Origin of the sequence: Vescimonas fastidiosa (assembly GCF_018326305.1) — a bacterium.
GTDB classification, from domain to species: Bacteria; Bacillota; Clostridia; order Oscillospirales; family Oscillospiraceae; genus Vescimonas; species Vescimonas fastidiosa.
In genome coordinates, this window is sequence record NZ_AP023415.1 from 426,272 (window position 1) to 448,509 (window position 22,238).

A 22,238-nucleotide genomic window follows, 5' to 3' on the forward strand; every position below is an offset into this window, starting at 1 on the left:
GCCAACACAGAGAAGGCACCCAACAGGGTGTCTTCTCTTTTCCTAATTAAAGAAGGACGGCGGGCCTGCAGGTCTGCCGTCCTTCCCATATAAATATGACTACGCTTACGCCTCCACCAATTCTGTGAAGCTGTGTATATACCTGTCACAGAGCTTACGCATTTCGACTTCTGATACATCAAAATACGGATCGTATACGCCGATTGCGTGCATACCGGCAGCTTTGGCCCCCCGACAGGCGTCCAGGGAATCATCGAATAGGGTGCATTCTTCCGGCTTCACACCGCACTCCTTTGCTGCCAGAAGAAAAATATCCGGGTCCTTCTTGTCCAGCCCCAGGTCATGGGCAAAAAATATCGTTTCAAAATAGGGCATAAGGTGCAGATGGGTCAGGGCACTGCGGCAGTGCTCCGGTACAGCAGAGGTGAGTACGATCATCCGTTCCCCCTTTTGACGGCACTGCTCCAAATAGGCCCGGACTCCCGGCTTCACGGGTACACGGGTGGCGTAAGCGTCCCCGGCCATTTCCATCCACTCGGCCATAATCTCCTCTGTGGACTCCTGCAGATTGCAGTAGGCTTTGGTAAATACCGCCGCCTTTGGGAAAATAGTGTGGGCCACGCCCTGGTAGTATTCCTTCGTGTAGGGGAAGCCGCGCTTTTTCAGAAAGGCGATGTCCACCTCCCGCCAAACTCCGTTGGAGTCAATGAGGGTTCCGTCCATGTCAAATATCAGCATAAATTCGTCCTTTCCAGCCAAAATCTCCAGGGAAAATCCACTGCTTCCTCCGCATAATCGATACCGATGCGCTTGCCTGTGCGTAGGATATAGGAGCCTGCATCCACCGGAGGCAGCCCCACATCCTCCGGCCCATCGCAGAGAAATAGCGTATCTGCCGTCAGACCCAGCCCGTTTTCCGCCCGGGTCAGGTCCAGGGCCCGGCAGCATTTTCCGGGTCCGTTGAGAAAATTCTTCCTTTGGTATGCTGTGAGCTGTGTCAAGGGCTTGCCATACCGCAGCAGGCTCATTTGCTCCGCCCCATAAACTGCCTCCAGGCCCCGCAGCAACACGGCGGAGGGCTCACCCTCCGGCTCCGTGACGAAGTTCAGGCAGCAGTGCATTCCGTAGATGAGGTAGATGTAGGCGTGCCCCGGAGGTCCGAACATAGTGGCGTTCCGGGGCGTTTTATGGTAGCCATAGGCGTGGGCAGCCTTGTCGATAGCGCCCACATAGGCCTCTGTTTCCGTGATGCGCGCTACCAGAGGCTGCCCGTCCCACATCCGCACCAAGTAGCGGCCCGGCAGAGCCTGGGCAATAGAGACGGTGTCGCCGCTATAAAAATCTCGCAAAAGCTTTGACATTTTCTCACCTCAATGCTATCATACCATTATTGCGGAAATCTGTAAATACGAAAGAGTGACGGCTATGCAGGAAATCAATTACAAAAAGGGAATTCCCACGCTCTTACTGTGCTTTTTCATATGGGGCTTTCAGCCGCTGTACTGGTATATCTGCGGGGAGTGGGATACCTATTTTTTGCTGGCCTGCCGCATCATTTGGGCAGCGGTGTGCTGCCTGTGCATCCTATGGGCGCAGGGGAAGCTGCCGCAGCTTCTTGCAGTATTCCGGGATAAAAATATACTGAAGCGGGAGATTCCGGCTTCGGTATTTTTGCTGGCGGACTGGGGTGTATACCTCTGGGCGGTACAGAATGGCCGGGTGCTGGAGTGCAGCTTGGGGTATTACATCCAGCCCATTGTGGTATTCATCCTCGGTGCGGTGATCTTCCGGGAGAAGGTGAGCTGGCGGCATATTGTCATATTGGCGGTGGTTGTGGTGGGCATCGTCCTCTCCACAGACGGCTTTAACGGCATCCCCTATGTGACCATCCTTCTGGCGGTGTGCTTTGCCATTTACGCAGCTATTAAGCGGAGCCTGCGCATCGACTCGGTGGTAAGCACCTCCGCGGAGATAGTAATGATGGTGCCGCTGGCACTGCTTTTCATTCTGTTTTTCCGCATGGGAGATACAGGGATGGGATCCATCACGCCTCTGCGACAGCTGATGCTCCTGGGTGCGGGGGTAGTCACGGCCATGCCCATGGTCCTCTACTCTGTGGGAGTGAAATATTTGCCTTTGATGACGGCGGGCTTCTGTCAGTATCTAAGCCCTACTTTGGCCATCGTCTGCGGCATGGTCATGGGCGAATACTTAACAGCGGAAAAGCTCAGGAGCTTCTATTTCATCTGGGCCGGTGTACTCCTCTACTGTTTGAACACCGTGTATGAGGAGCGAAAAAAATCGCGCCTAAAGCCGTGATCGTTCCGATAAAGTGGGGGCTACCGTTCCTATCCCTACCTCTATTTCAGTAAAAAAAGGCAGACACCAGGGTGTTTTCCCTGTGTCTGCCTTTTTCTCACAGCCGGAGGCCGTGTGCTCTATTTGAGTAGTTTTATTCGCGCATCATAGTCCGGCAGAGTCCCTCGAACCAGGGCATAGAAGTCCGGCCCGTGGTTTTTGTGGCGGATATGGGCCAGCTCATGGACCACCACCGCCTCAGCAGCCTCTTCGGGGTACTCCATGAGATACAGGGAAAAGCACAGGCTGTTTTTCCCGCTGCAGCTTCCGAACCGTGACCGAGCGGCGGTGATCTTTACTCCCGTGGGGGTAACGCCCATCTGCCGAGCCCAGAAATGCACCAGGGGTGGCAGCGTCTGTCGGGCCTTTTGGCGCAGGGCCTCCTGCTCCTCCGGGGATCGGGGCGGATGCTGGGTTCGGCGCTGGGCCTGCCGGGCAAGCTGGGCTGCGATCCAGGCCTCATGCTCCGCCACAAAGCGGTCAATGTCGTCTCCAGCGGCGTAGAGGGGGGCCCGGACCACCACCCGGCAATCCTTTGTCACCTGCAGCGCCAGAGTGCGCCGCCGAGAGCGGATGACGGTGTAGCCGCTCATGGCTCCACCCAGGTGAAGCGGGGGCCGGAATAGCCGTCGCGCTCCACAGTTTCCTGCCACATGGCGGCCGGGCGCACCCAGTAGTCCTGCTCTCCGTAGAGGGCCCGGTAGACCACCATTTCCTCTCCCGTTTCGCTGTGTCGGGCGGAAAACAGAACGCGGTATAGATTTCCCTTGAAGTGGCGGTATACGCCGGGCTTAACGGTTTCCATGCAGCATCGCTCCTTTTTGGAAAAGTATACCACGGATGCTGGAAAAATGCAAAAAAATATGCTATACTGCTCTACAATATAGACTGAGGAGGAATGCTCCGTGAAAAACACCACCCTGTGCTACCTGCTGCAAGGGGATCAGGTGCTGCTGCTGCACCGCGTGAAAAAGGAAAACGATCTGAACCATGATAAGTGGATCGGTATCGGCGGAAAGTTCGAGGAGGGGGAGAGCCCCGAGGAGTGCCTGCTGCGGGAGGCTTGGGAGGAGACCGGTCTCACGCTCACCGACTATCGGTACCGGGGCATCGTGACCTTCGTGTCCAATGAATGGGAGGGGGAATATATGCACCTCTACACTGCCACCGGCTGGACCGGGGCGCTGAAGGAGTGCAACGAGGGCGTACTGGAGTGGGTCAGCCGGGAGAAGATGAAGGAGCTGCCCCAGTGGGAGGGGGATAGGATCTTCCTGCGCCTGCTGGAGGAGGAAGCACCGTTTTTCTCCCTGAAGCTGTGCTATGAGGGGGATCGGCTGACCTATGTGGCCCTGAACGGGAAGGAACAGACGCTATGAATGTGCTGGTGAGTGCGTGTCTGCTGGGACTTTCCTGCCGCTATGACGGGCAGAGTAAGGGCCATCCCCTTGCCGGAGACCTGGTGGCCAGGCACACGGCCATCCCCGTCTGTCCGGAGATTTTCGGAGGCCTGTCTACCCCGCGTCCGCCCTCGGAGCGGCGCTGCGGCGGCGTATTTACCCGAGAGGGGACGGATGTCACCGCCGCCTATGACCGGGGCGCCCAAGAGGTGCTACGCCTGGCCCGGCTCTATGGCTGCACCGTGGCGATTTTGAAGGAGCGGAGCCCAGCCTGCGGTTCTGGAAAAATCTATGACGGCACCTTTACAAAAACGCTGGCAGACGGCTACGGTGTGGCGGCGGAGCTGTTAGAGAAAAACGGTGTCCGGGTCCTGGGCGAGAGCCAGCTGGAAGTATTTTTGCAAGAGTGTAGGGAGGACAGCCTATGAATCGCAGAGCAAGCGGTGTTTTGCTGCCCGTCTACGCCCTGCCCTCACCCCACGGCATCGGTACCTTGGGCCGGGCCGCCTACGACTTTGCCGACTTTCTCCACGCCGCCGGCCAGCGGTGCTGGCAGATGTTGCCCCTGGGCCAAACGGGCTTCGGCGACTCCCCCTACCAGAGCTTTTCCTCCTTTGCTGGGAATCCCTATTTCATTGATTTGGACCTCTTAGCGGAGGACGGCCTGCTGACAGGGGACGAGGCGGACGCCTGCTGCGCCGGGATAGATCCCCGGTATGTAGAGTACGGGCGGCTCTATACGGAGCGCTTCGCCGTGCTGGAAAAGGCCTTTCACCGGGGCTGGCTGCGGGATAGGGAGCAGGTAGAGTGCTTCCAAAGGGAAAACGCCGCCTGGCTTTCGGATTATGCGGACTTTATGGCCCTGAAGGACCGCTTCGGCTCTCAGCCCTGGACAGCCTGGCCGGAGCCCTTTCGCCGCCGCACCGGGCCGGGCTATGCCGCCGCCGCAGCCGCCTGCGGAGAGGATTTTGCGCAGCGTCGGTCATTTTATATCTATCTGCAGTATCTGTTTTTTAAGCAGTGGAGCGCCCTGCGGGCGTATCTGCGGGAGAAGAATATCACCGTCATAGGCGATCTGCCTATCTATGTGGCTCCGGATTCCTGCGATGTGTGGGCTGCGCCGGAGTTTTTCTCTCTGGATGACCGGTGCCGCCCCACGGCGGTGGCCGGGGTGCCGCCGGACTATTTCAGCCCCACGGGCCAGCTTTGGGGGAATCCTCTCTACCGCTGGGATGCGATGGAAAAAGACGGCTTCGGCTGGTGGCTGCGTCGCATTGACGGGGCGGGAAAGCTCTTCGATGTGATCCGCTTCGACCATTTCCGGGGTCTGGATGAATACTGGGCCGTGCCCGTGGGGGAGGAGACGGCGGAGAAGGGGCAGTGGCTTCCCGGCCCGGGGCGCAGGCTGGTGGATGTGCTGAATAGCTGGTTTCCGAACCTGCGGTTCATCGCCGAGGACCTGGGCACACCTACACCGGGGGTGGAGAAGCTGCTGCAGGCATCCGGCTGGCCGGGGATGAAGGTGCTGGAGTTCGCCTTTGACGACCCGAAGAGTGCGGCCTATCTGCCCCACACCTACACGGAAAATTGCGTCTGCTATACCGGCACCCATGACAATAGCCCCTTGGCCCGCTGGCTCACCGAGACTCCGGAGGAAACGGTGAGGTACGCCGCCGAGTATATGGGCAGCCCGGCGGATCCGGCGGAGGCCATGCTTCGGCTGGGAATGTCCAGCACGGCCGGGCTTTTTGTGGCGCAGATGCAGGACTGGCTGGGTCGGAGTGACCGCACCAACCGTCCCGGCACCCGGGAGAGAAACTGGCGCTGGCGGATGCTGCCCGGAGAGACTACCCCCGAATTGGCAAAAAAAATGCACCGCTTTGCGGAGCTTTACGGGAGAATATAAGGTTTTAATTGCCCCTGCCCTACAAAACGCTCTGTAGGGCGGGACCCATGTGTCCCGCCGCAGCGTGTTAAAAAAGCCTCGCAGAGTTTGCCGCCCGCAGGCGGCAAAGAAATAAAATCATTTTCTCTCGCGACATGTGCGTGAGAGAAAATACAGCTCGGGCTGCCAGTGTGGAATTTGTCCGTCACAGACGGACAAATTATGCGCGCAGCAGACCGCAAGCCTTTTGTCGGAAAAACCCGGAGGTTTTTTCGACAATCGCCGAAACCCGGACAGGCATTAAGTCTGTCCGGGTTTCTATATGAGAAAGGTAAATCGTATATCGAAAGGAAGTATCGCTCAGGAGAGAAGGAGCTTATCGTCATTTGCCTCCGTACCGCTGGCCTTGCTAAACAGGGTCAGCAGGTCGGAAACGGTGAGCTTTTTCTTTTCTTCGCCGGAGATATCCAGCACCACATGGCCCGCATCCATCATAATGAGGCGGTTGCCGTGGGCGATGGCATCGCGCATATTGTGGGTGATCATCATGGTGGTCAGGTGGTTTTCCTCCACGATCTTGTCACTGAGCTCCAGCACCTTAGCGGCGGTGCGGGGGTCCAGGGCGGCGGTATGCTCGTCCAGAAGCAGCAGCTTGGGCTTTTGCAGTGCCGCCATCAGCAGTGTCAGCGCCTGGCGCTGGCCGCCGGAGAGCAGGCCCACTTTAGCCTTCATGCGGTCCTCCAGACCCAGATCCAGGTCCTTGAGCTTCTGATAGTATTCCTGCTCCTCCTGGGGGGTGATGCCCCACTTCAGGCCCCGGTGCTTGCCGCGTCGGGCGGCCAGAGCCAGGTTTTCCTGAATTTGCATGGTAGGGGCAGTACCCATCATGGGGTCCTGGAACACCCGGCCCAGGAGCGCCGCCCGTTTGAATTCGGGCAGACGGGTAACATCCTTGCCGTCAATAAGAATGGAGCCGCTGTCCACGGAGAAGGTACCGGCAATGGCGTTGAGCATAGTGGATTTTCCCGCACCGTTACCGCCGATTACGGTGACGAAATCGCCCTCGTGGAGGGTCAGACTCAGATTGTCCAGTGCCGTTTTTTCGTGGACGGTGCCGGGGAAGAAGGTTTTGGAAATGTTTTTCAGCTCAAGCATGGCGTGCGCCTCCTTTCTTATGGGCTACTTTTCCCTTCCAGTAAGGGACGGACAGGAATACGGCCACGATCAGGGCGGAAACCAGCTTCAGATCGTTGGTGTTCAGGCCCAGCTGCAGGACTATCTGCAGCACGAAGTAGTAGATCACGGCACCCAGGGATACGGCGAACATCTTCAAACCGAAGTTTTGGAAGATCTTGCCGAAGGTCACTTCACTGATGATAACGGCGGCCAGGCCGATAACAATGGCACCGCGCCCCATGCCCACATCGGCAGAGCCCTGGAACTGAGCCAGCAGGCCGCCGGAAAGGGCCACCAGGCCGTTGGAGAGCATGAGACCCAGAACGATATTAGCGCCGGTGTTGATGCCCTGGGCCCGGGCCATGTTGGCATTGGCGCCGGTAGCGCGAACGGAGCAGCCCCGCTCAGTGCCGAAGAACCAGTACAGAGCGACAACCGTCACGACGGTGATGACCAGCAGCAGCGGCAGGGGATTGCTGATAGACAGATCCCGCACATACCGCTGGGAAACAACCAGATCGTACTTGTCCACGCCTACGGGCTGGTTGGCCTTGCCGCCCATGATCCGCAGATTCACGGAGTACAGGGCAAGCTGTGTGAGAATACCAGCCAGGATGGCGGGAATACCGCACTTGGTATGAAACAGGCCCGTAACCAGGCCCGCCAGCAGGCCGGAAGCAAAGGCGCACAGCAGAGCCAGCCAGCAGTTCATGCCCCCTCGAATCAGCATCACAGCCACGGCGCCGCCGGTGGCAATGGAGCCGTCCACGGTCAGGTCGGCCACATCCAGCACCCGGAAGGTGATGTACACACCGATGGCCATGATGCCCCATACAAGGCCTTGTGCCGCCGCGCCGGGCAGCGAATTCAAAAGTGAAGTCAGGAATGCCATTTTCTTTTCTCCTCAATCTGCCGCCCTTAGGCGGCTTCGTGTAACGGGGGAGGGGACGAACGCCCCCTCCCGGCGGTTTATGTTATGGGGAATTACTCGGTAGCCAGAGCGGTGTAGTCAGCGGGAATGGTGATGCCCAGCTTCTCACAGTTGGCCATGTTGGCCTGCTTGGTTGCAGTGGGAGCGAATTCCACAGGCATGGTGGAGATGTCGGCCTCACCGGTGAGGATCTTAGCAGCCATCTGACCGGTGATCTTGCCCAGCTCGTAGTAGTCGATGGAGAGCGTCGCCACGCCGCAGCCCTTGCAGATGCCGGCCTCGCCTGCAATGACGGGGGTTCCGGCGGCCAGGACCACATTGGCAATGGCCTCGGTGTTGGAGGCAGCGGTGTTATCGGTGGGGATGTAGAGCACATCGGAATCGTCGCAGGCCTTCTGGGTGACGGAGGAAACATCGTTGCTGTCGGTGAAGGTGTACTCGGTGCAGGTGATGCCGGCGGCGGAGAGCAGCTTGGTCACCTCATCAACCTGGTATTTGCTGTTGGGCTCGCTGGAGCAGAAGAGCATACCCACCTTCTTGGCGTTGGGGAACAGCTCCTGGAGCATGGCGGCCTGCTTGTCCAGGGGAGCCAGGTCGGAGGTGCCGGAGATGTTGCTGCCCACGGTGCCGGTCCAGTCGGCGATCTCCAAAGCAGTGGCGTAGTCGGTAACGGAGGTGCCCAGGATGGGAATGGTGCTGGTGGCGGAGGCGGCAGCCTGGAGGGCCGGGGTGGCGTTGGCCATGATCAGGTCAACCTTGTCGGAAATGAATCCGTTAACGATGGTGCTGCAGTTGTTAGAATCGCCGGAGGCATTCTTTTCAACTACCTCCACCTTGTCGCCCAGGGCTTCCTTCAGGGCATCGGTGAAGCCCTTGGTGGCGGCGTCCAGAGCCTCGTGCTGCACCAGCTGCACCACGCCTACCTTATAGGTCTTGTCGCCGGTGTCTTTGTCTTTGTTGCCGGAGCCGCAGGCCACCAGGGAAAGGGCCATTACCGCGGCAAGGACGAGAGAGATAAGCTTTTTCATGATTTTTCTCCTTTGCGTTTGATTTTGTTTGGTTGTGTTTTTATAAAAAAGAGGCCGCTCTGTCCGAACCAGAGCGGCCTTTTCTTTATCTGCGGAAAAGAACGAAAACTCTATTTTGATACGGACGGCTTTATGAATTTGTCGCAGCAAAAGAAACCCGCAAAATAGCGAGCCATAAAGCCGTAATAGTAGCCCCGACGGGAGGCGCTGGTGGAAGAAGAAATGTTACACATATCGGGGCTCCTTTCTGCCGCGTGGCGGCGTTGTTTCGTTGTGAAAAATATAGAACTTTAAAGGCTTAAAGTCAACAGTGAAAATGCACAAAAAGATCGGGATATTTTAGATGTTTTTTATAAGCGCGAGACTTTTTTCTCAAATCTGGGGAGAAAATACGAAAAAGGGGGGCTGTGGCCCGGCGCATAAGGCGTAATTATTCGTCGCAGCTTAACTCGTCAGCGCTGAAAAGCTGGGTAAACTGAGTCTGGCCGTATGCCTGCATCCGGCGGCAGAATTCGTCGTACTGCTCCAAAAGCTTTTCCCCCTGGGGGGTGAGTACGGCCCCGCCGCCGTTTTTGCCGCCAGCGGAGGAATAGAGCAGCTTATAGCCCAGGGCATTCTCCGCGGTGCGCAGCACGGTCCAGGCCTTGGAGTAGGCCATGTTCATGGAGTTGGCTGCCGCCCGGAGAGAGTGGAGCTCCCGGACCCGGTGCAGCAGCTGTGCGATCCCCGGCCCGAATACCTTATTCTCGTCCTGATAAATACGGACGCTCATTTTGAAAATCATCGAATCCTTCATAATCAAAAAACCTGTCATTGCGAGACCGGCGCACACGCCGGTCGTGGCAATCCGCATCCCCCGTCCCCAAGGCCCCCTTACCTAAAGGACACGAAGCACCGAAGGGTTGCGCCCAGCACTCCTTGTAAGCTATTTTTTATTTTATCAATTCTCCCGAAAAAGTCAATGGAAGGGGTCTTAAAATCCAAAATAGTTTTGCCCCCGGAGGGACGATTATGCAGAAGTCATAATTTTTGTTAGGTTATCTAAATTTTTTTGTAAAAATAGTGGAGATAAACAGTGGATTCTTTTATTTTTCTATGTTATAATACAAATATTAAAATGGTGGGACAATGCTTATTCCGGCGGAATCCTATATTATTTTATATATGAAAAGGAGACATTATTATGGCCATTGATCTGAGCAAATACGGCATTCTCGGTACCACTGAGATCGTCTACAACCCTTCCTACGACACTCTGTTCGCAGAGGAGACCAAGGCAGAGCTGACAGGTTATGAGGTCGGCCAGGTCACGGAGCTGGGCGCGGTAAATGTGATGACCGGCATTTACACCGGTCGCTCTCCCAAGGACAAGTATATTGTCATGGATAAAAACTCCAAGGACACCGTTTGGTGGACCAGCGAGGGCTATAAAAACGATAACCATCCCATGAGCGAGGATGTATGGGCTCAGGTGAAGAAGCTGGCCGTCAGCGAGCTGTGCAACAAGCGCCTGTTCGTGGTGGATGCCTTCTGCGGCGCCAACAAGGACACCCGCATGGCCGTGCGCTTCATCGTAGAGGTGGCCTGGCAGGCACACTTCATTAAGAATATGTTCATCCAGCCCTCCCAGGAGGAGCTGGAGAGCTTCGAGCCTGACTTCGTGGTGTATAACGCCTCTAAGGCCAAGGTAGAAAACTTTAAGGAGCTGGGCCTCAACTCCGAGACCTGCGTGGCCTTCAACATCACCTCCCGGGAGCAGGTCATCATCAATACCTGGTACGGCGGCGAAATGAAGAAGGGCATGTTCTCCATGATGAACTATTACCTGCCTCTCAAGGGTATTGCCGCCATGCACTGCTCTGCCAACACCGACATGAACGGTGAAAATACCGCCGTTTTCTTCGGCCTGTCCGGTACCGGCAAGACCACCCTGTCCACCGACCCCAAGCGTCTGCTTATCGGTGACGATGAGCACGGCTGGGACGATAACGGCGTCTTTAACTTCGAGGGCGGCTGCTATGCCAAGGTCATCAACCTGGACAAGGAATCCGAGCCCGACATCTATAACGCCATCCGCCGGGACGCTCTGCTGGAGAATGTCACCGTGGACAAGGACGGCAAGATCGACTTCAGCGACAAGTCTGTCACCGAGAATACCCGTGTCAGCTATCCCATTGATCATATTGATAAAATCGTGCGCCCGGTCTCTGCGGCGCCCGCTGCCAAGAATGTGATCTTCCTGTCCGCCGATGCCTTCGGTGTGCTGCCTCCCGTTTCCATCCTGACTCCGGAGCAGACCCAGTATTACTTCCTCTCCGGCTTCACCGCCAAGCTGGCCGGCACCGAGCGGGGCATCACCGAGCCCACCCCCACTTTCTCCGCCTGCTTCGGTCAGGCCTTCCTGGAGCTGCATCCCACCAAGTACGCCGAGGAGCTGGTCAAGCGCATGAAGATGAGCGGTGCCAAGGCCTATCTGGTGAATACCGGCTGGAACGGTACCGGCAAGCGTATTTCCATCAAGGATACCCGCGGCATCATTGACGCCATCCTCAGCGGCGCCATCAACGAGGCCCCCACCAAGACCATTCCCCACTTCCATTTCCAGGTGCCCACGGCTCTGCCCGGTGTGGACCCTGCCATTCTGGATCCCCGCGACACCTATGCCGATGCCTCCCAGTGGGAGGAGAAGGCCAAGGATCTGGCCGGCCGCTTCGTGAAGAACTTCGCCAAGTACGAGTCCAACGAGCACGGCAAGGCCCTGGTGGCCGCCGGCCCCAAGGCGTAACCCCATTAAACCTAAAAGCGCCGGAATACCACATTCCGGCGCTTTTACCGTATCAAAAAACCCATGTCACTGGCTGTGGCAATCCGTACTCCAAGGTTTCCCTTGCCTAAAGGATGAGATATAAAAGTACCCGTGATTTCAATAAAGGAGACCCTATGATCGAACTGAAAGTCCTTATCGACGATCTGGATTATGACTCCATTGCCGAGTACCTGATCCCGGCCCTGGCCGAAAGCATGGCCCGGGACCAAAAAGGCGGCATTTTAGGCGGCGTCCTGGCCAATAACCCGGATATGCTCACCTCCATGGCCCGCACCCTCCTGGGCACCCTGAGTCAGGAAAAGCGGGACGAGCTGCTGGTGCAGCTACTAAACAAAAATAGAGAAAAGCTCCTGCAAAAAGCCACCCAAGCCGCCACCGATAAAGGCATCCAAGTCAAACTCTGCGACCTGACCGCCAGGAAATTTTGACCCCCCAAAAGTCAAATCCATCCGCCCGGACTTGTGCCGCAAATCTTGTTGCCATCCGTAGGAGCGGACACCCCTGTCCGCCCGTTGTAAAATCTCTCAAATATGCGTAGGGGCGGGGTTCTACCCCGCCCGATAACGGACGAATTTCCGCTTCCCCTCCGTAGGGGCCGATGCCTACATCGGCCCGCCTTACCGAACCTCTTGCGATACTCCGTAGGGCGGGCTGCCCTCACCCTGCCGCCTGTCAACCATCGCACCCCCGAAAAACCGTCGCCTCCCTTGCCTAAAGGGAGGGGGACCAGCTGCAGGCTGGTGGAGGGATTCTTGCGGGGTACAAGGTGATTTGGTTGCTGTGAGTCCGTGAATGGAAGAATCCCTTGTGCAAAAATTGCCTCCGGCGGGGTACTTTCTGTCACCAGCGACAGAAAGTACCCAAAGAACGCTGCCAAAACCAATGGTTTTGGATTCCTTGCGCGGGCGCGGTGCGGGAAGTGTCGAGACCTTTCACCCCCGCGAATAAAACGGTACAACCTCGCCCCGTGCTTTCGCACTGTCTTGGTGTCTATTCACCGCGACGCGCTCCGCGCTTGTGCTGCCCGTCCAAACGGGCTGACCCCCTATGTCTACCGTGCGGCGCTGGGCATCGCACCCTACGAAATACTATCGGTAAACGGTGCGTAGGGGACGATGCCCACATCGTCCCGCCCTACCACACTACTTGCAACCCACCCGTAGGAGCGGACACCCCTGTCCGCCCACCGTACCGGCGCTCATCCATCCGTAGGGGCGGGGTTCTACCCCGCCCGTTCTGCCGATACGCACGGCACTGTCGCAGTACGCACAGCTTCCATCCTTGCTTCGTAGGGTGGGCTGCCCTCACCCCGCCGCCCTTTAACCCACCGCACTCCATGTAAAAAACCATGTCATTGCGAGACCGGCACACACGCGGGTCTCGCAATCCGCATCCTTTATCAAAAAAAATCCGGCCCCACCGGGCCGGATTTTTTAGAGGCTGTCGGAAAAACCCTCCGGGTTTTTCGACAGTCTTAGTTACTTCTTCAGCGCCTCCACGCCCTTGCGCAGGGCGGCCACATTTTCCTCCGTGGTGGCCCAGCTGGCGGCGAAGCGGATAGCGGAGTGGGTCTCGTCCACCCGCTCCCAATACTCATAGCCGAACTCTTTCCCCAAGACGGCCAGCTCCGCATCGCTCATAATGGGGTACTGCTGGTTGGTGGGGGAGTTGAAGAAGAAGGGGTAGCCGTTGTCCTCGAAGATGGCGTGTATTTTCTTGGCCATTTCGTTGGCGTGGCGGGAAATCTTGAAGTACAGGTCGTCGGTAAACAGGGTGTCGAATTGCAGACCCAGCAGCCGGCCCTTGGCCAGCATACCGCCCCGCTGCTTCATCATGAAGCGGAAGTCCTTTTTCAGCGCCGGGTTCATCACCACCACGGCCTCGCCGAACAGGGCGCCCACCTTGTTGCCGCCGATGTAGAAGATGTCGCACAGACGCGCTACCTCCGGCAGTGTCAGGTCGCAGTCGTCGCAGGTGAGTCCGTAGCCCAGCCGTGCCCCGTCGATAAACAGCGGCAGAGAGCACTTCTTGCACACCTCGTACAGCTCCGTCAGCTCCGCCTTGGAGTACAGGGTGCCGCCCTCGGTGGGCAGGGAGATATAGACCATACCGGGCATGACCATGTGCTCATAGTCGGGGCTGAAGTGGTGCCAGTTGTAATAGTCCTCTACCTGCTTCGCGGTAATTTTACCGTTGTCCGTGGGAAGGGTCAGAACCTTGTGCCCGGAGGACTCGATGGCGCCGGTTTCGTGGCAGTTTATGTGGCCGCTGGTGGCGGAGAGCACACCCTGATAGGGGCGCAGAACAGAGGCGATCACCGTGGTGTTGGTGAGGGTGCCGCCCACCAGGAAATGCACATCGGCATCCGGGGCCTGGCATGCGGCCTTGATCTTCTCCCGGGCGGCGGCGCAGTATTCATCCTCGCCGTAGCCCACGGTCTGTTCCATATTGGTCTGCATCAGGCGCTCCATAATGGCGGGATGTGCGCCCTCCAGGTAGTCGCTGTTGAAATAGATCATCTGTGATTTCTCCTTTCAGTTCCTCTGACGGTATTTTACCGCAAAAAGCAGGCACTGTAAATGGGGAATTTCAGTTTGCCGAAAATCCAATTTCCCTATGAGAAAAACCGCCGCTTGCCAAATCTGCGAAAATCGTTTATACTATGAATTATCAGAGCCGGAAAGGAGGCTGCGCCATGAAGAAGAAAACAGTGAAAAATGTACTTTATTATGTTGTGCTGGCCGTGTTGGTGGCCGTTTTCTGCTTCTCTGCCTATAAGATATACAGCTATTACGCGGAAAAAAGGGAAAGCACCCGCCTCAATGAGTCTGTGGCCCGGGAGTATACCATTCGCAAAACCGGCCAGGCTAAGGAGGAAGAGGAGTATTTCCAGGTAGATTTCGACCAGCTCTGCCAGCAGAATTCCGATGCTGTGGCCTGGCTCTATCTCAAGGGCACCCCCATCAACTATCCGGTGCTTCAGCACGATGACAATGTTTATTATCTGGATCATCAAATCGACGGCTCCGTAAACTCCAACGGCAGCATTTTCATGGACTATCGCAACGCCCCGGACTTTTCCGACCGCAACACCTTGATCTACGGTCACCATATGCGCACGGGCAATATGTTCGGCAAGCTGGTGAATTTTAAGAGCAACAGCTACTATCAGCAAAACGACCATATGTACCTCATGACCCCTCAGGGCACCTATCGCCTGGACCTGCTGTGCGGCGCAGTGGTGGACCCCACCGACCCCATCTACTCCGTGGACCCCACTCCGGAGGCTCTCAGCGCCTGCATGCGTAAGTCCACCTTTCAGACCAAGCTGGACCTGCCCTCGGAGGACGCCAGACTTGTGACCCTGTCCACCTGCAGCTACGAGTTCGAGGATGCCCGCTACATCGTCATCGGTGTCCTGACCCCTGTGCCCGATGCGCAGACCTGACACAAAGCGAAAAAATCCACACTGTCCGATGAAAGACAGTGTGGATTTTTCATATGCAGACTGGCTCAGACCATGATCCCCGTGCGGTTCTTGCTCTGGGCAATGAGGCGGTTCAGCCCCTTGGCCGGGCGGTACAGCGCTAGCCCCAGCACCGTGAACACGACCAGGAAAATGAGCAGGATCCCCAGATCCTTCCAGTAGTTGGTGCCGTAGCTCCCGGCCACGCACTCCCGCATGGCGTCCATAGCATAGCGGAAGGGCATGTAGGGGTTCAGCTTCTGGAAAATCTCCGGCAGGACCTCCACCGGATAGGTGCCGCCGGCACCGGCCACCTGCACCACCAGCAATATCACATCCAGGGCCATGCCGATGTTGTCCAGGGCAAAGACCATGGCGTAATTGATAAGGGAGAATACCAGGCCGTTTACACAGGCGGCCAGCAGGAATTTCCACGGATACAGGCATTGGATCTGCACATACAGCAGATCTCCTGCGGCCACAATTACAGCCTGGGCCAGGCCCACCAGCAGGAAGATACCGTAGCGGCCAAAGAAATGGGCAGCCAGAGAGGGACGCTCCAGCTCAGGCCGGGGCTTGTAGCCCACCTTCAGGAAGGTGGCGCACAGCAGGGTGCCCACCCACTGGGCCAGCACCGTATAAAACGGAGCCATAGCTGAGCCATAGGTGGCGATGGGATAGGTGTCCACCGTCTCCATGGCCACAGGGGAGGCCAGGTATTCTGCCAGGCTCTTGCCGTTTCCCTGAAGCAGATCCGTAAGTTCCTGCGCCTCCTTGTCTCCGGAGAGACGCTCCAGGAGCTTGTCGGCGGTGTCCAGAGCGCTGCTGACGGAGCCCAGGCCCGACCGAGCCTGCAAAAGCCCCGTCTCCAGAGACGAAAGCTGGGTGTTGAAGTCGGTGATGGCCTGTCGGATGGACACACTCACCGAGTCGGTCCCGGCCAGAAGCTGGGCCGCTCCGTCCAGGGTCTGCTGCAGGCCCTGAAGCTTCTGCTGCACCTGCTGGGTGGTCTCCTGGCTCACCAGCTCGGAGAGACTGCCTACAGCCTCCTGGGCCTGGGCTGTCACCTGGGAGGCAGTCGCCAGCAGGGCGGCGGCCTCATCCAGCTTGGCATCTGCCACGCTCTGTACCGTCTCCAGGGCCCGGCGCACGCCGTCAAGCTGCCCGGCCAGGGCTTCCAGGGCCTGTGCTGCCTGGGTGGCGCCCAAGGCCTGCAGCTGCTGGGACATAGCCCGGCACTGCTGCGATAGAGCTGCTACGGACTGGATCTGCCCCGTCAGCTTTTCCCGGGTATAGGAATGGAAGTCGTCCAGGGATTGGCTGGCCTTGTTCAGGTGTGTCTGAATGTCTCCCAGGACAGTGGAGACGGCCTCCAAAGCATCCCGGGTGGCGGCGTTGGTCTTGTCGATAAGGCTGCCGGTGCCGCTGAGGACGGTATTGGCGTCGCCCAGAAGGACTCCGGCGGAGGTAGCCGCGTCGGCGGCGTCACCGGTAAACTGGTAGGCGCAGGTGAGGATGGTCTGGGCGGTGTTATTAAGCCCCGACAGGGCATCCAGCGCCGTGGCCGCCGTACCCAGCTGCCCCCGGATGGATTGACTGGCCGATTGCAGCTTGGCAATCAGCGTAGGCCCGTCCACGCCCATAGAGCTGAGGAAGTGAGCAAAGTCCGCCAGGTAGCCGGTGATGGTCTCTATAAAGGTGGTGTTCACCTGCTGCTGCACGGCGGTTTTCGCCTTGCCGGTTATTTTGGGGGCAATGGCGTTTTTCTTGTCGTTTTCGTAGTAGTGCAGCTTAGGGCTTACACTGCCGCCGGAGAGGGAGTCAAAAACATCCTGGGTGAAGTCGTCGGACACCACCAAAACCGCATAGCAGTCACTCTTTTCCAGGAGCGTCATGGCCTCGTCCTTGCTCTCGGGAAACACCCAGCCGATGGTGTCGTTGGCCTCCAGGGCCTCCAGGATCTTATCGCCGATGTTCATTTCCAGGCCCAGGAGACTTCCGCCCTTGTCCTCGGACACCACCGCCACGGGGATACGGGAGGTGGCGTCGGGGCCGTAGGGATCCCAGTTGGAAAAAATATTAAACCAGGCGTACAGGCACGGCACCACGCACAGGCCCAGCAGGATCACAATGGACACGATGCTGGCGGTGACCCGGCGCAGGTCGCTCCGGAAAATAGCTCGAATGGCTCTCATTTTTCCCCCTCCTTTTCCTCTGCCGCCGTAAAGGAGCGTATGTACAGGTCCAGGTGCTGGGCATTGGCGCGGATGGTCTCCATCCACTCAGGGTGGGCGGTGTGTGCGTAGGAGCACAGGGCAAAGTAGCTGTGGCAGCCGCAGCGGGGGATGTAGTCCTCCACCTGAGACAGCAGGGAAACGCTGCTCTCCGCCGCCGGACGGGCCGCCGGGGCGGGCTTGTCCTTCGCCGGGGCCTGAACGGGAGCCGCAGGAGCCTCCGCCTGGATCACAGACGCTTTATCATCCGATACATGGGGCAGGGGAGAGGGCTTTTGCGCGGTCTCCTCGGGGCCGCCCGGCTCCTCCGGACTCACCCGCTCAATGCGGCTGCCGTACTTGGCGTCCAGCCGCTCGTAAGCCTCCAGCAGCCGACGGGGCGGCTCCAGGGAGAGCAGGTCGTCGAATTGCTTCTCCGTCTCCAGGGCCTCCCGCATCTTTTTCTGAATGGAGTCGTCTATGTATGCGATCCAAATGAGGTACCCCGCCAGGACGAACATACAGAATATCCAGATCAGCAGGAACGCCACCCGATTGCTGTCCGTGAGCCGCCGGGCCAGCAGCAGCACCACCGGCAGCACCAGCATGCACCACAGCCCTCCGCGAATACGCTTTTTGTTGCTGCTGTGCAGCTCCTGAACGAAGGACAGAAGCTGGTCATAGAGCCTTTTATACTGCTGATTATTTTCACTCATGCAAACTGTCCTCCTTTCACATCAGTTCCGTTTCTTCCAGCTTTTCGCTGACGAAGTGGTTGGTGCCGATAAAGGGCTTGCGCACCAGCAGACCGATGCAGAATGCCAGCACCGCGAAGATCAGCAGCTCCAGCAGATACACCGCATAGTCCATCTCATAGGTGCCGCAGATAGCCTCGCGCATAGCGTTGATGGCATAGGGGAAGGGGAAGAAGCGGTAGATCTTCTCAAATATCTCCGGCAGGATCTCAATGGGATAGGAGCCGGAGGACCCGGCGATCTGCACCACCATCACCACCACCACAATAGCCTTGCCGATGTCCCCGAAGGAGACGGTAAGGGAGTAGATCAGTGTCACAAAGGTGAACGAGGCCAGCCCCGCCGCCAAAAACAGCATCCCCGGGTGCAGACACTGGCACTTCAGCAGGTAAATGTCCCCCAGCACAATAACCGCAGCCTGGAGCTGCCCTATGAGCAAAAACAGCAGCAGACGGCCAAAATAGCACTGGTTGTCCGTGGCCGTGGGGAACTTTTTCCGATCCGGATGGACCTGTATCAAGGCCACCAGGATAACGCCGCCCACCCAAATGGCCAGCACCGAGTAAAAGGGCGTCATGGCGGTACCGTAGTTTTTCACCGGGTACACCGTCTCCGACTCCACCTCCACCGGGGAGGCCAGGAAAGCACCGAAGCGGCTGGCATCGCCACTGAGGGCGGTGTCAAGCTGATGCAGAAGGTCGGAGCTGGAGCAGGCGGCAGCCAGCTTACTCAGCTCGTCCATGCGGTCGGCCAGGCCACCCAGCACCACCTGCAGGCAGCCCAGGGCGGCCACTGCATCGTCCTTGCTGCCCTGCACCGCGTCAATGGCCGGAACGATGTCCTGCTTCATGGTCTCCATGGCCTTTAGAAGCGGCTGCACATCCGTGGCGGCGTTCTTCACGCCTCCGGCAATTTGCTCCAGGTCGGCGCGTATTTCGCCTGCTGCCAGCTTTTCAAGACTCGGCATAGCCTCCAGGCAGGTCTGTATCTGCTCATTGGTGACGGCTTTGTCCTCTATTACCGTGCGAATTTGCTGCAGGTGCAGCTCCGCTGTGTCCAGCAGCGTCAAGGTTTGGCTCACCCCGTCCAGGCGGCTCAGATGGGCCAGGACGGAGCGAATGTTCTGCACTTTCGTCTGGGCATCCTTGGCTGCCTGGGCCGCGTCGGTGAGGGCCGCTTGGTCGCCCTTGGCCGCCTGCTGCAAGGCGCTCTCCAGATCCTCGAGAGAGCCCGTCAGAGCGCTGGCGGCCTGCCCGGACTGCTCCTGCACCTGACTTAGGAGGGCGGTGCTGTTTTCGATTTGCTGCTGCCAGGTGTCGGCCCCCTCAAAGGTCAGCCCGCCCCCCTGGGTGAGCTGGTCCAGGGCCACGCTGTCACCCAGGATGTTCCCGATGACATTGCTGTATGTCCGCAGCTTAGCCCCCAGTGCCGCAATGTGCTGGGATACCTGCTCGGCGGCCTGAGCGATGTTGGCCGAGCCCGTCAGCTCGGTGGTATCGCTGTAAAGCTGGGAGAACAGGTTCCCCAGGTACTTGGCCCGCACATCCTGCTGCAGGGAGGTCACGGCGGTCTGGGTGATCTTACTGGCCACGGCGTTTTTCTTGCCGTTTTCGTAGTAAGTCATACCGGCCCCGCCGCTGGAGACGGCGGTGGAGAGATCCGTCATTCTTGCCGTGAAGTCCTCGCTGAGGATCACAGCGGCATAAGTGTCCCCGGCATATACGCCGTCAATGGCCTCCTGCACAGAGTCCGTCACGATCCAGTGAATGGTGGTTTTGGCGGCTAAGTCGTCCATGACCTCCTGCGCCATGTTCACATAGGAGCCGTCGTCCAGGGTCACGCCCGGGTCGTCCGAGGCCACGGCAATGGCAATGTTTTTGGTGCTGCCGTAGGGGTCGGTATTGGCATAGATGTTGAACCAGGCGTATAGCGCCGGGAGGATGCAGATGGCCAGCATGATAACAATGGCGAAAAACTGCCGTCCCACGGCGCGAAGGTCGTTTATGAAGATGTTAAGAATCTGCCTCATAATAGCCTCCTTGGTTGTCATAACACCTATTTTACCATATTTTTTTCTCCCGTCAATCCTTATTCTATGGAGGCAGACCGGTTGTATATTTGTGCAGAATATGATATAGTAGACCCGAAAAAATTCATTGTGCGGCAGAGGTACGATATGGAACGCATACAATTGCAGGATAATAAGAGAGACCTGGCGGTGCTGGTGGGCCTGCGCTCCCCGGTGCTCCGGGAGGACAGCACCGACGAGGAGAGCCTGGAGGAGCTCTCCGCCCTGGTGGAGACCGCCGGTGGTCAGGTGGTAGGGAGCATCCTCCAGAGCCGGGATAAGCCCGACCCCCACAGCTTCATCGGCGAGGGCAAGGTGGAGGAGGTCAAGACCATGGTGACCCTGGAGGGCGCCACCCTGGTCATCTTCGATAACGAGCTGTCGCCCTCTCAGATCCGTGTGCTCACGGAGCTTTTAGGCGTGCAGGTCATTGACCGCAGCGGACTGATTCTGGACATTTTCGCCCAGCGGGCCAAGACCAAGGAGGGGTGCTTGCAGGTGGAGCTGGCCCAGTATCAGTACCTGCTGCCCCGGCTTATCGGTATGTGGACGCACCTGGAGCGTCAGGCGGGCACCAGCGGCAAGGGTCCCATCGGCTCCAAGGGCCCGGGCGAGACGCAGCTGGAGACGGACCGCCGCCACATCCACCGTAAGATCGACAAGCTCAAGGAGGAGCTGGAGGAGGTGCGCCGGGTCCGCAGCACCCAGCGTCAGCGCCGGATGAAAAACGAGATTCCCGTGGTGGCCATCGTGGGCTATACCAACGCCGGAAAATCCACCCTTCTGAATGCCATCACCGGCGCGGACATCCCCGCCAATAACCGCCTTTTCGACACCCTGGATACCACCACCCGGCTGCTCACCGTCAGCGATACGCTGGATGTGGTTATTTCCGACACGGTGGGCTTTATCCGCAAGCTGCCTCACCAGCTGGTGGAGGCGTTCAAGGCCACCCTGGAGGAGCTGGAATATGCGGATCTTCTGCTCCATGTCATCGACCTCTCCAACCCCCAGTGGGCCCAGCAGGCCCAGGTGGTAGACAGCCTCATCCGGGAGCTGAAGGCGGATCACATCCCCTGCCTGCGGGTGTATAACAAGTGCGACCTGGCCTTCCCCGGCGCCCTGCCCCGGGAGGAGGGCAGCGTGTATATCTCCGCCAAGACCGGCGAGGGCATTGACCGCCTCCTTGGGGCCGTGGACCAAAAGCTGGATAAGGGCACCCGTCGGGTGACGCTGCACCTGCCCTATGATAAGGCGGGGCTTTTGGACGGTCTGTATCGGGAGGCCAAGGTGGAGTCTGTGGAATATGAGCAGACCATCACCGTGGTGGCCGTCTGTCCGCCCAAGGTCCTGGGCCAGATAAAGCCCTATGTGGAGGGGTGGCAGGAGGAAAAGGAGGACTGGGAGTAATGCAGAAAATTCCCTTTTCCGCCGCCCAGAGCGAGTTCACCGAAAAGCGCTCCCGGTTCATCGGCCAGGTCTGGCCCGTCTCCTCCGAGGAGGAGGCCCAGGAGCGCATCCGCTCCGCTAAAAAGAAATACCACGATGCCCGGCACAACTGCTGGTGCTACATCCTGGGCGATACCGTCCTGCGCTATAGTGACGACGGGGAGCCCCAGGGTACGGCGGGCCAGCCTATGCTCAATGTCTTTCAGCGAGAGGGCGTTGGCAATGTGTGCTGCGTGGTCACTCGGTATTTCGGCGGCATCCTGCTGGGAGCCGGCGGCCTGACCCGTGCCTATGGCAAGGCCGCCCGAGACGCCCTTTCTGCCGCCGGAGTCTCCACCCTGCATCTGTGGAGCCGGGGGCAGCTTCACTGCGATTATAGCCTCCTGGAGCGGATAAAGCTGGACATCGCCGCCCTTGACGGCCTGGTGGACGGCATGGACTACGGCGCAGATGTGACGATCACCGTCTCTCTGCCGCAGGGGGCCTTCCAGGTATTGCAGCAGCGTCTCACGGAGCTCTCCGCCGGGTCTGTCACCTTGCAGCCTCTGGGCGAGAGCCTCCGCCCGGGTCCGAGAGAAGAAATATAATAGTGTATTGACCCCACCGGGTCTGCTCCGCCGTCAGGCAGCCGTTATTTCCCATATGGCTGCCCCTTTTTTCCTTGACAGATGGGAAATACCTGCTA

The 22,238-nt window shown here is 58.4% G+C and carries 21 protein-coding genes; 9 read left to right on the plus strand and 12 right to left on the minus strand.

Annotated elements, in window-relative coordinates; translation table 11 throughout:
• Nucleotides 1–105: 105 nt before the first annotated feature.
• A complete protein-coding gene (locus KI236_RS02045) occupies nt 106–738 on the minus strand; it encodes an HAD family hydrolase (protein WP_212818849.1) in 633 nt (210 codons plus the stop codon).
• Entirely contained in the window at nt 732–1,361 is a 630-nt protein-coding gene (locus tag KI236_RS02050) for a DNA-3-methyladenine glycosylase (RefSeq protein ID WP_212818851.1), read from the minus strand. The genes KI236_RS02045 and KI236_RS02050 overlap by 7 nt, the downstream gene beginning before the upstream one ends.
• 64 nt (nt 1,362–1,425) lie before the next feature.
• On the opposite strand from KI236_RS02050, the gene rarD reads away from it, so the two are divergent.
• Nucleotides 1,426–2,319, plus strand: a complete 894-nt coding sequence (gene rarD, locus KI236_RS02055) for an EamA family transporter RarD (RefSeq protein WP_212818853.1) — start codon at nt 1,426–1,428, stop codon at nt 2,317–2,319.
• A gap of 119 nt (nt 2,320–2,438) precedes the next feature.
• On the opposite strand, the gene KI236_RS02060 is transcribed toward rarD, so the two are convergent.
• Nucleotides 2,439–2,951: a M48 family metallopeptidase gene (locus KI236_RS02060; RefSeq protein WP_212818855.1), complete on the minus strand. Its 513-nt coding sequence runs from the start codon at nt 2,949–2,951 to the stop codon at nt 2,439–2,441.
• Nucleotides 2,948–3,163 (minus strand): DUF1653 domain-containing protein, encoded by a 216-nt coding sequence (locus KI236_RS02065; protein WP_212818857.1) that lies wholly within the window; start codon nt 3,161–3,163, stop codon nt 2,948–2,950. Before KI236_RS02065 ends, KI236_RS02060 begins: the two co-directional genes overlap by 4 nt.
• Nucleotides 3,164–3,263: 100 nt before the next feature.
• Between KI236_RS02065 and KI236_RS02070 the strand changes: the two genes are divergently transcribed.
• The 3 genes from KI236_RS02070 to malQ are packed head-to-tail and all read left to right on the plus strand — an operon-like array spanning nt 3,264 to nt 5,661.
• On the plus strand, nt 3,264–3,734 hold the full coding sequence (locus KI236_RS02070) for an NUDIX hydrolase (RefSeq protein WP_212818859.1): 471 nt from the start codon (nt 3,264–3,266) through the stop codon (nt 3,732–3,734).
• Nucleotides 3,731–4,183 carry a DUF523 domain-containing protein gene (locus tag KI236_RS02075; protein ID WP_212818861.1) on the plus strand — a complete coding sequence of 151 codons (453 nt, stop codon included), beginning with the start codon at nt 3,731–3,733 and terminating at the stop codon, nt 4,181–4,183. Before KI236_RS02070 ends, KI236_RS02075 begins: the two co-directional genes overlap by 4 nt.
• The gene (gene malQ, locus KI236_RS02080; protein ID WP_212818863.1) at nt 4,180–5,661 is read left to right on the plus strand and encodes a 4-alpha-glucanotransferase; all 1,482 of its coding nucleotides are present in this window, start codon (nt 4,180–4,182) and stop codon (nt 5,659–5,661) included. Before KI236_RS02075 ends, malQ begins: the two co-directional genes overlap by 4 nt.
• Nucleotides 5,662–6,000: 339 nt before the next feature.
• Here malQ and KI236_RS02085 read toward each other — a convergent pair whose 3' ends face one another.
• The 4 genes from KI236_RS02085 to KI236_RS02100 form a co-directional block, all read right to left on the minus strand.
• Nucleotides 6,001–6,795: an ABC transporter ATP-binding protein gene (locus KI236_RS02085; RefSeq protein WP_212818865.1), complete on the minus strand. Its 795-nt coding sequence runs from the start codon at nt 6,793–6,795 to the stop codon at nt 6,001–6,003.
• Nucleotides 6,788–7,708 carry an ABC transporter permease gene (locus KI236_RS02090; RefSeq protein ID WP_212818867.1) on the minus strand — a complete coding sequence of 307 codons (921 nt, stop codon included), beginning with the start codon at nt 7,706–7,708 and terminating at the stop codon, nt 6,788–6,790. Before KI236_RS02090 ends, KI236_RS02085 begins: the two co-directional genes overlap by 8 nt.
• Nucleotides 7,709–7,800: 92 nt before the next feature.
• Nucleotides 7,801–8,775, minus strand: a complete 975-nt coding sequence (locus KI236_RS02095) for an ABC transporter substrate-binding protein (protein ID WP_212818869.1) — start codon at nt 8,773–8,775, stop codon at nt 7,801–7,803.
• A 430-nt stretch (nt 8,776–9,205) separates the two neighbouring features.
• The gene (locus tag KI236_RS02100; protein ID WP_212818871.1) at nt 9,206–9,571 is read right to left on the minus strand and encodes a winged helix-turn-helix domain-containing protein; all 366 of its coding nucleotides are present in this window, start codon (nt 9,569–9,571) and stop codon (nt 9,206–9,208) included.
• A 384-nt stretch (nt 9,572–9,955) separates the two neighbouring features.
• On the opposite strand from KI236_RS02100, the gene pckA reads away from it, so the two are divergent.
• Both pckA and KI236_RS02110 read left to right on the plus strand, forming a co-directional pair.
• Entirely contained in the window at nt 9,956–11,560 is a 1,605-nt protein-coding gene (gene pckA / locus KI236_RS02105; RefSeq protein WP_212820590.1) for a phosphoenolpyruvate carboxykinase (ATP), read from the plus strand.
• A gap of 155 nt (nt 11,561–11,715) precedes the next feature.
• Entirely contained in the window at nt 11,716–12,030 is a 315-nt protein-coding gene (locus KI236_RS02110) for a hypothetical protein (protein ID WP_212818873.1), read from the plus strand.
• 1,050 nt (nt 12,031–13,080) lie between these two features.
• Here KI236_RS02110 and KI236_RS02115 read toward each other — a convergent pair.
• Nucleotides 13,081–14,121 (minus strand): threonine aldolase family protein, encoded by a 1,041-nt coding sequence (locus tag KI236_RS02115; protein ID WP_212818875.1) that lies wholly within the window; start codon nt 14,119–14,121, stop codon nt 13,081–13,083.
• Between the two features lie 176 nt (nt 14,122–14,297).
• On the opposite strand from KI236_RS02115, the gene srtB reads away from it, so the two are divergent.
• Nucleotides 14,298–15,050, plus strand: coding sequence for a class B sortase (gene srtB / locus KI236_RS02120; protein WP_212818876.1), 753 nt, complete (start codon nt 14,298–14,300; stop codon nt 15,048–15,050).
• 65 nt (nt 15,051–15,115) lie between these two features.
• Here srtB and KI236_RS02125 read toward each other — a convergent pair whose 3' ends face one another.
• Genes KI236_RS02125 through KI236_RS02135 form a run of 3 tightly spaced genes read right to left on the minus strand, consistent with a single transcriptional unit; the run spans nt 15,116 to nt 20,065 of the window.
• Nucleotides 15,116–17,263 carry a YhgE/Pip domain-containing protein gene (locus tag KI236_RS02125; RefSeq protein ID WP_212818878.1) on the minus strand — a complete coding sequence of 716 codons (2,148 nt, stop codon included), beginning with the start codon at nt 17,261–17,263 and terminating at the stop codon, nt 15,116–15,118.
• Entirely contained in the window at nt 17,260–17,997 is a 738-nt protein-coding gene (locus KI236_RS02130; RefSeq protein WP_212818879.1) for a hypothetical protein, read from the minus strand. Before KI236_RS02130 ends, KI236_RS02125 begins: the two co-directional genes overlap by 4 nt.
• A gap of 16 nt (nt 17,998–18,013) precedes the next feature.
• Nucleotides 18,014–20,065 carry a YhgE/Pip domain-containing protein gene (locus tag KI236_RS02135; RefSeq protein ID WP_212818881.1) on the minus strand — a complete coding sequence of 684 codons (2,052 nt, stop codon included), beginning with the start codon at nt 20,063–20,065 and terminating at the stop codon, nt 18,014–18,016.
• A gap of 147 nt (nt 20,066–20,212) precedes the next feature.
• Here KI236_RS02135 and hflX point away from each other — a divergent pair, with 147 nt between their 5' ends.
• The gene (hflX, locus tag KI236_RS02140; protein ID WP_212818882.1) at nt 20,213–21,514 is read left to right on the plus strand and encodes a GTPase HflX; all 1,302 of its coding nucleotides are present in this window, start codon (nt 20,213–20,215) and stop codon (nt 21,512–21,514) included.
• Nucleotides 21,514–22,140 carry an IMPACT family protein gene (locus KI236_RS02145; protein WP_212818884.1) on the plus strand — a complete coding sequence of 209 codons (627 nt, stop codon included), beginning with the start codon at nt 21,514–21,516 and terminating at the stop codon, nt 22,138–22,140. The genes hflX and KI236_RS02145 overlap by 1 nt, the downstream gene beginning before the upstream one ends.
• The last annotated feature ends 98 nt before the right edge of the window (nt 22,141–22,238 follow it).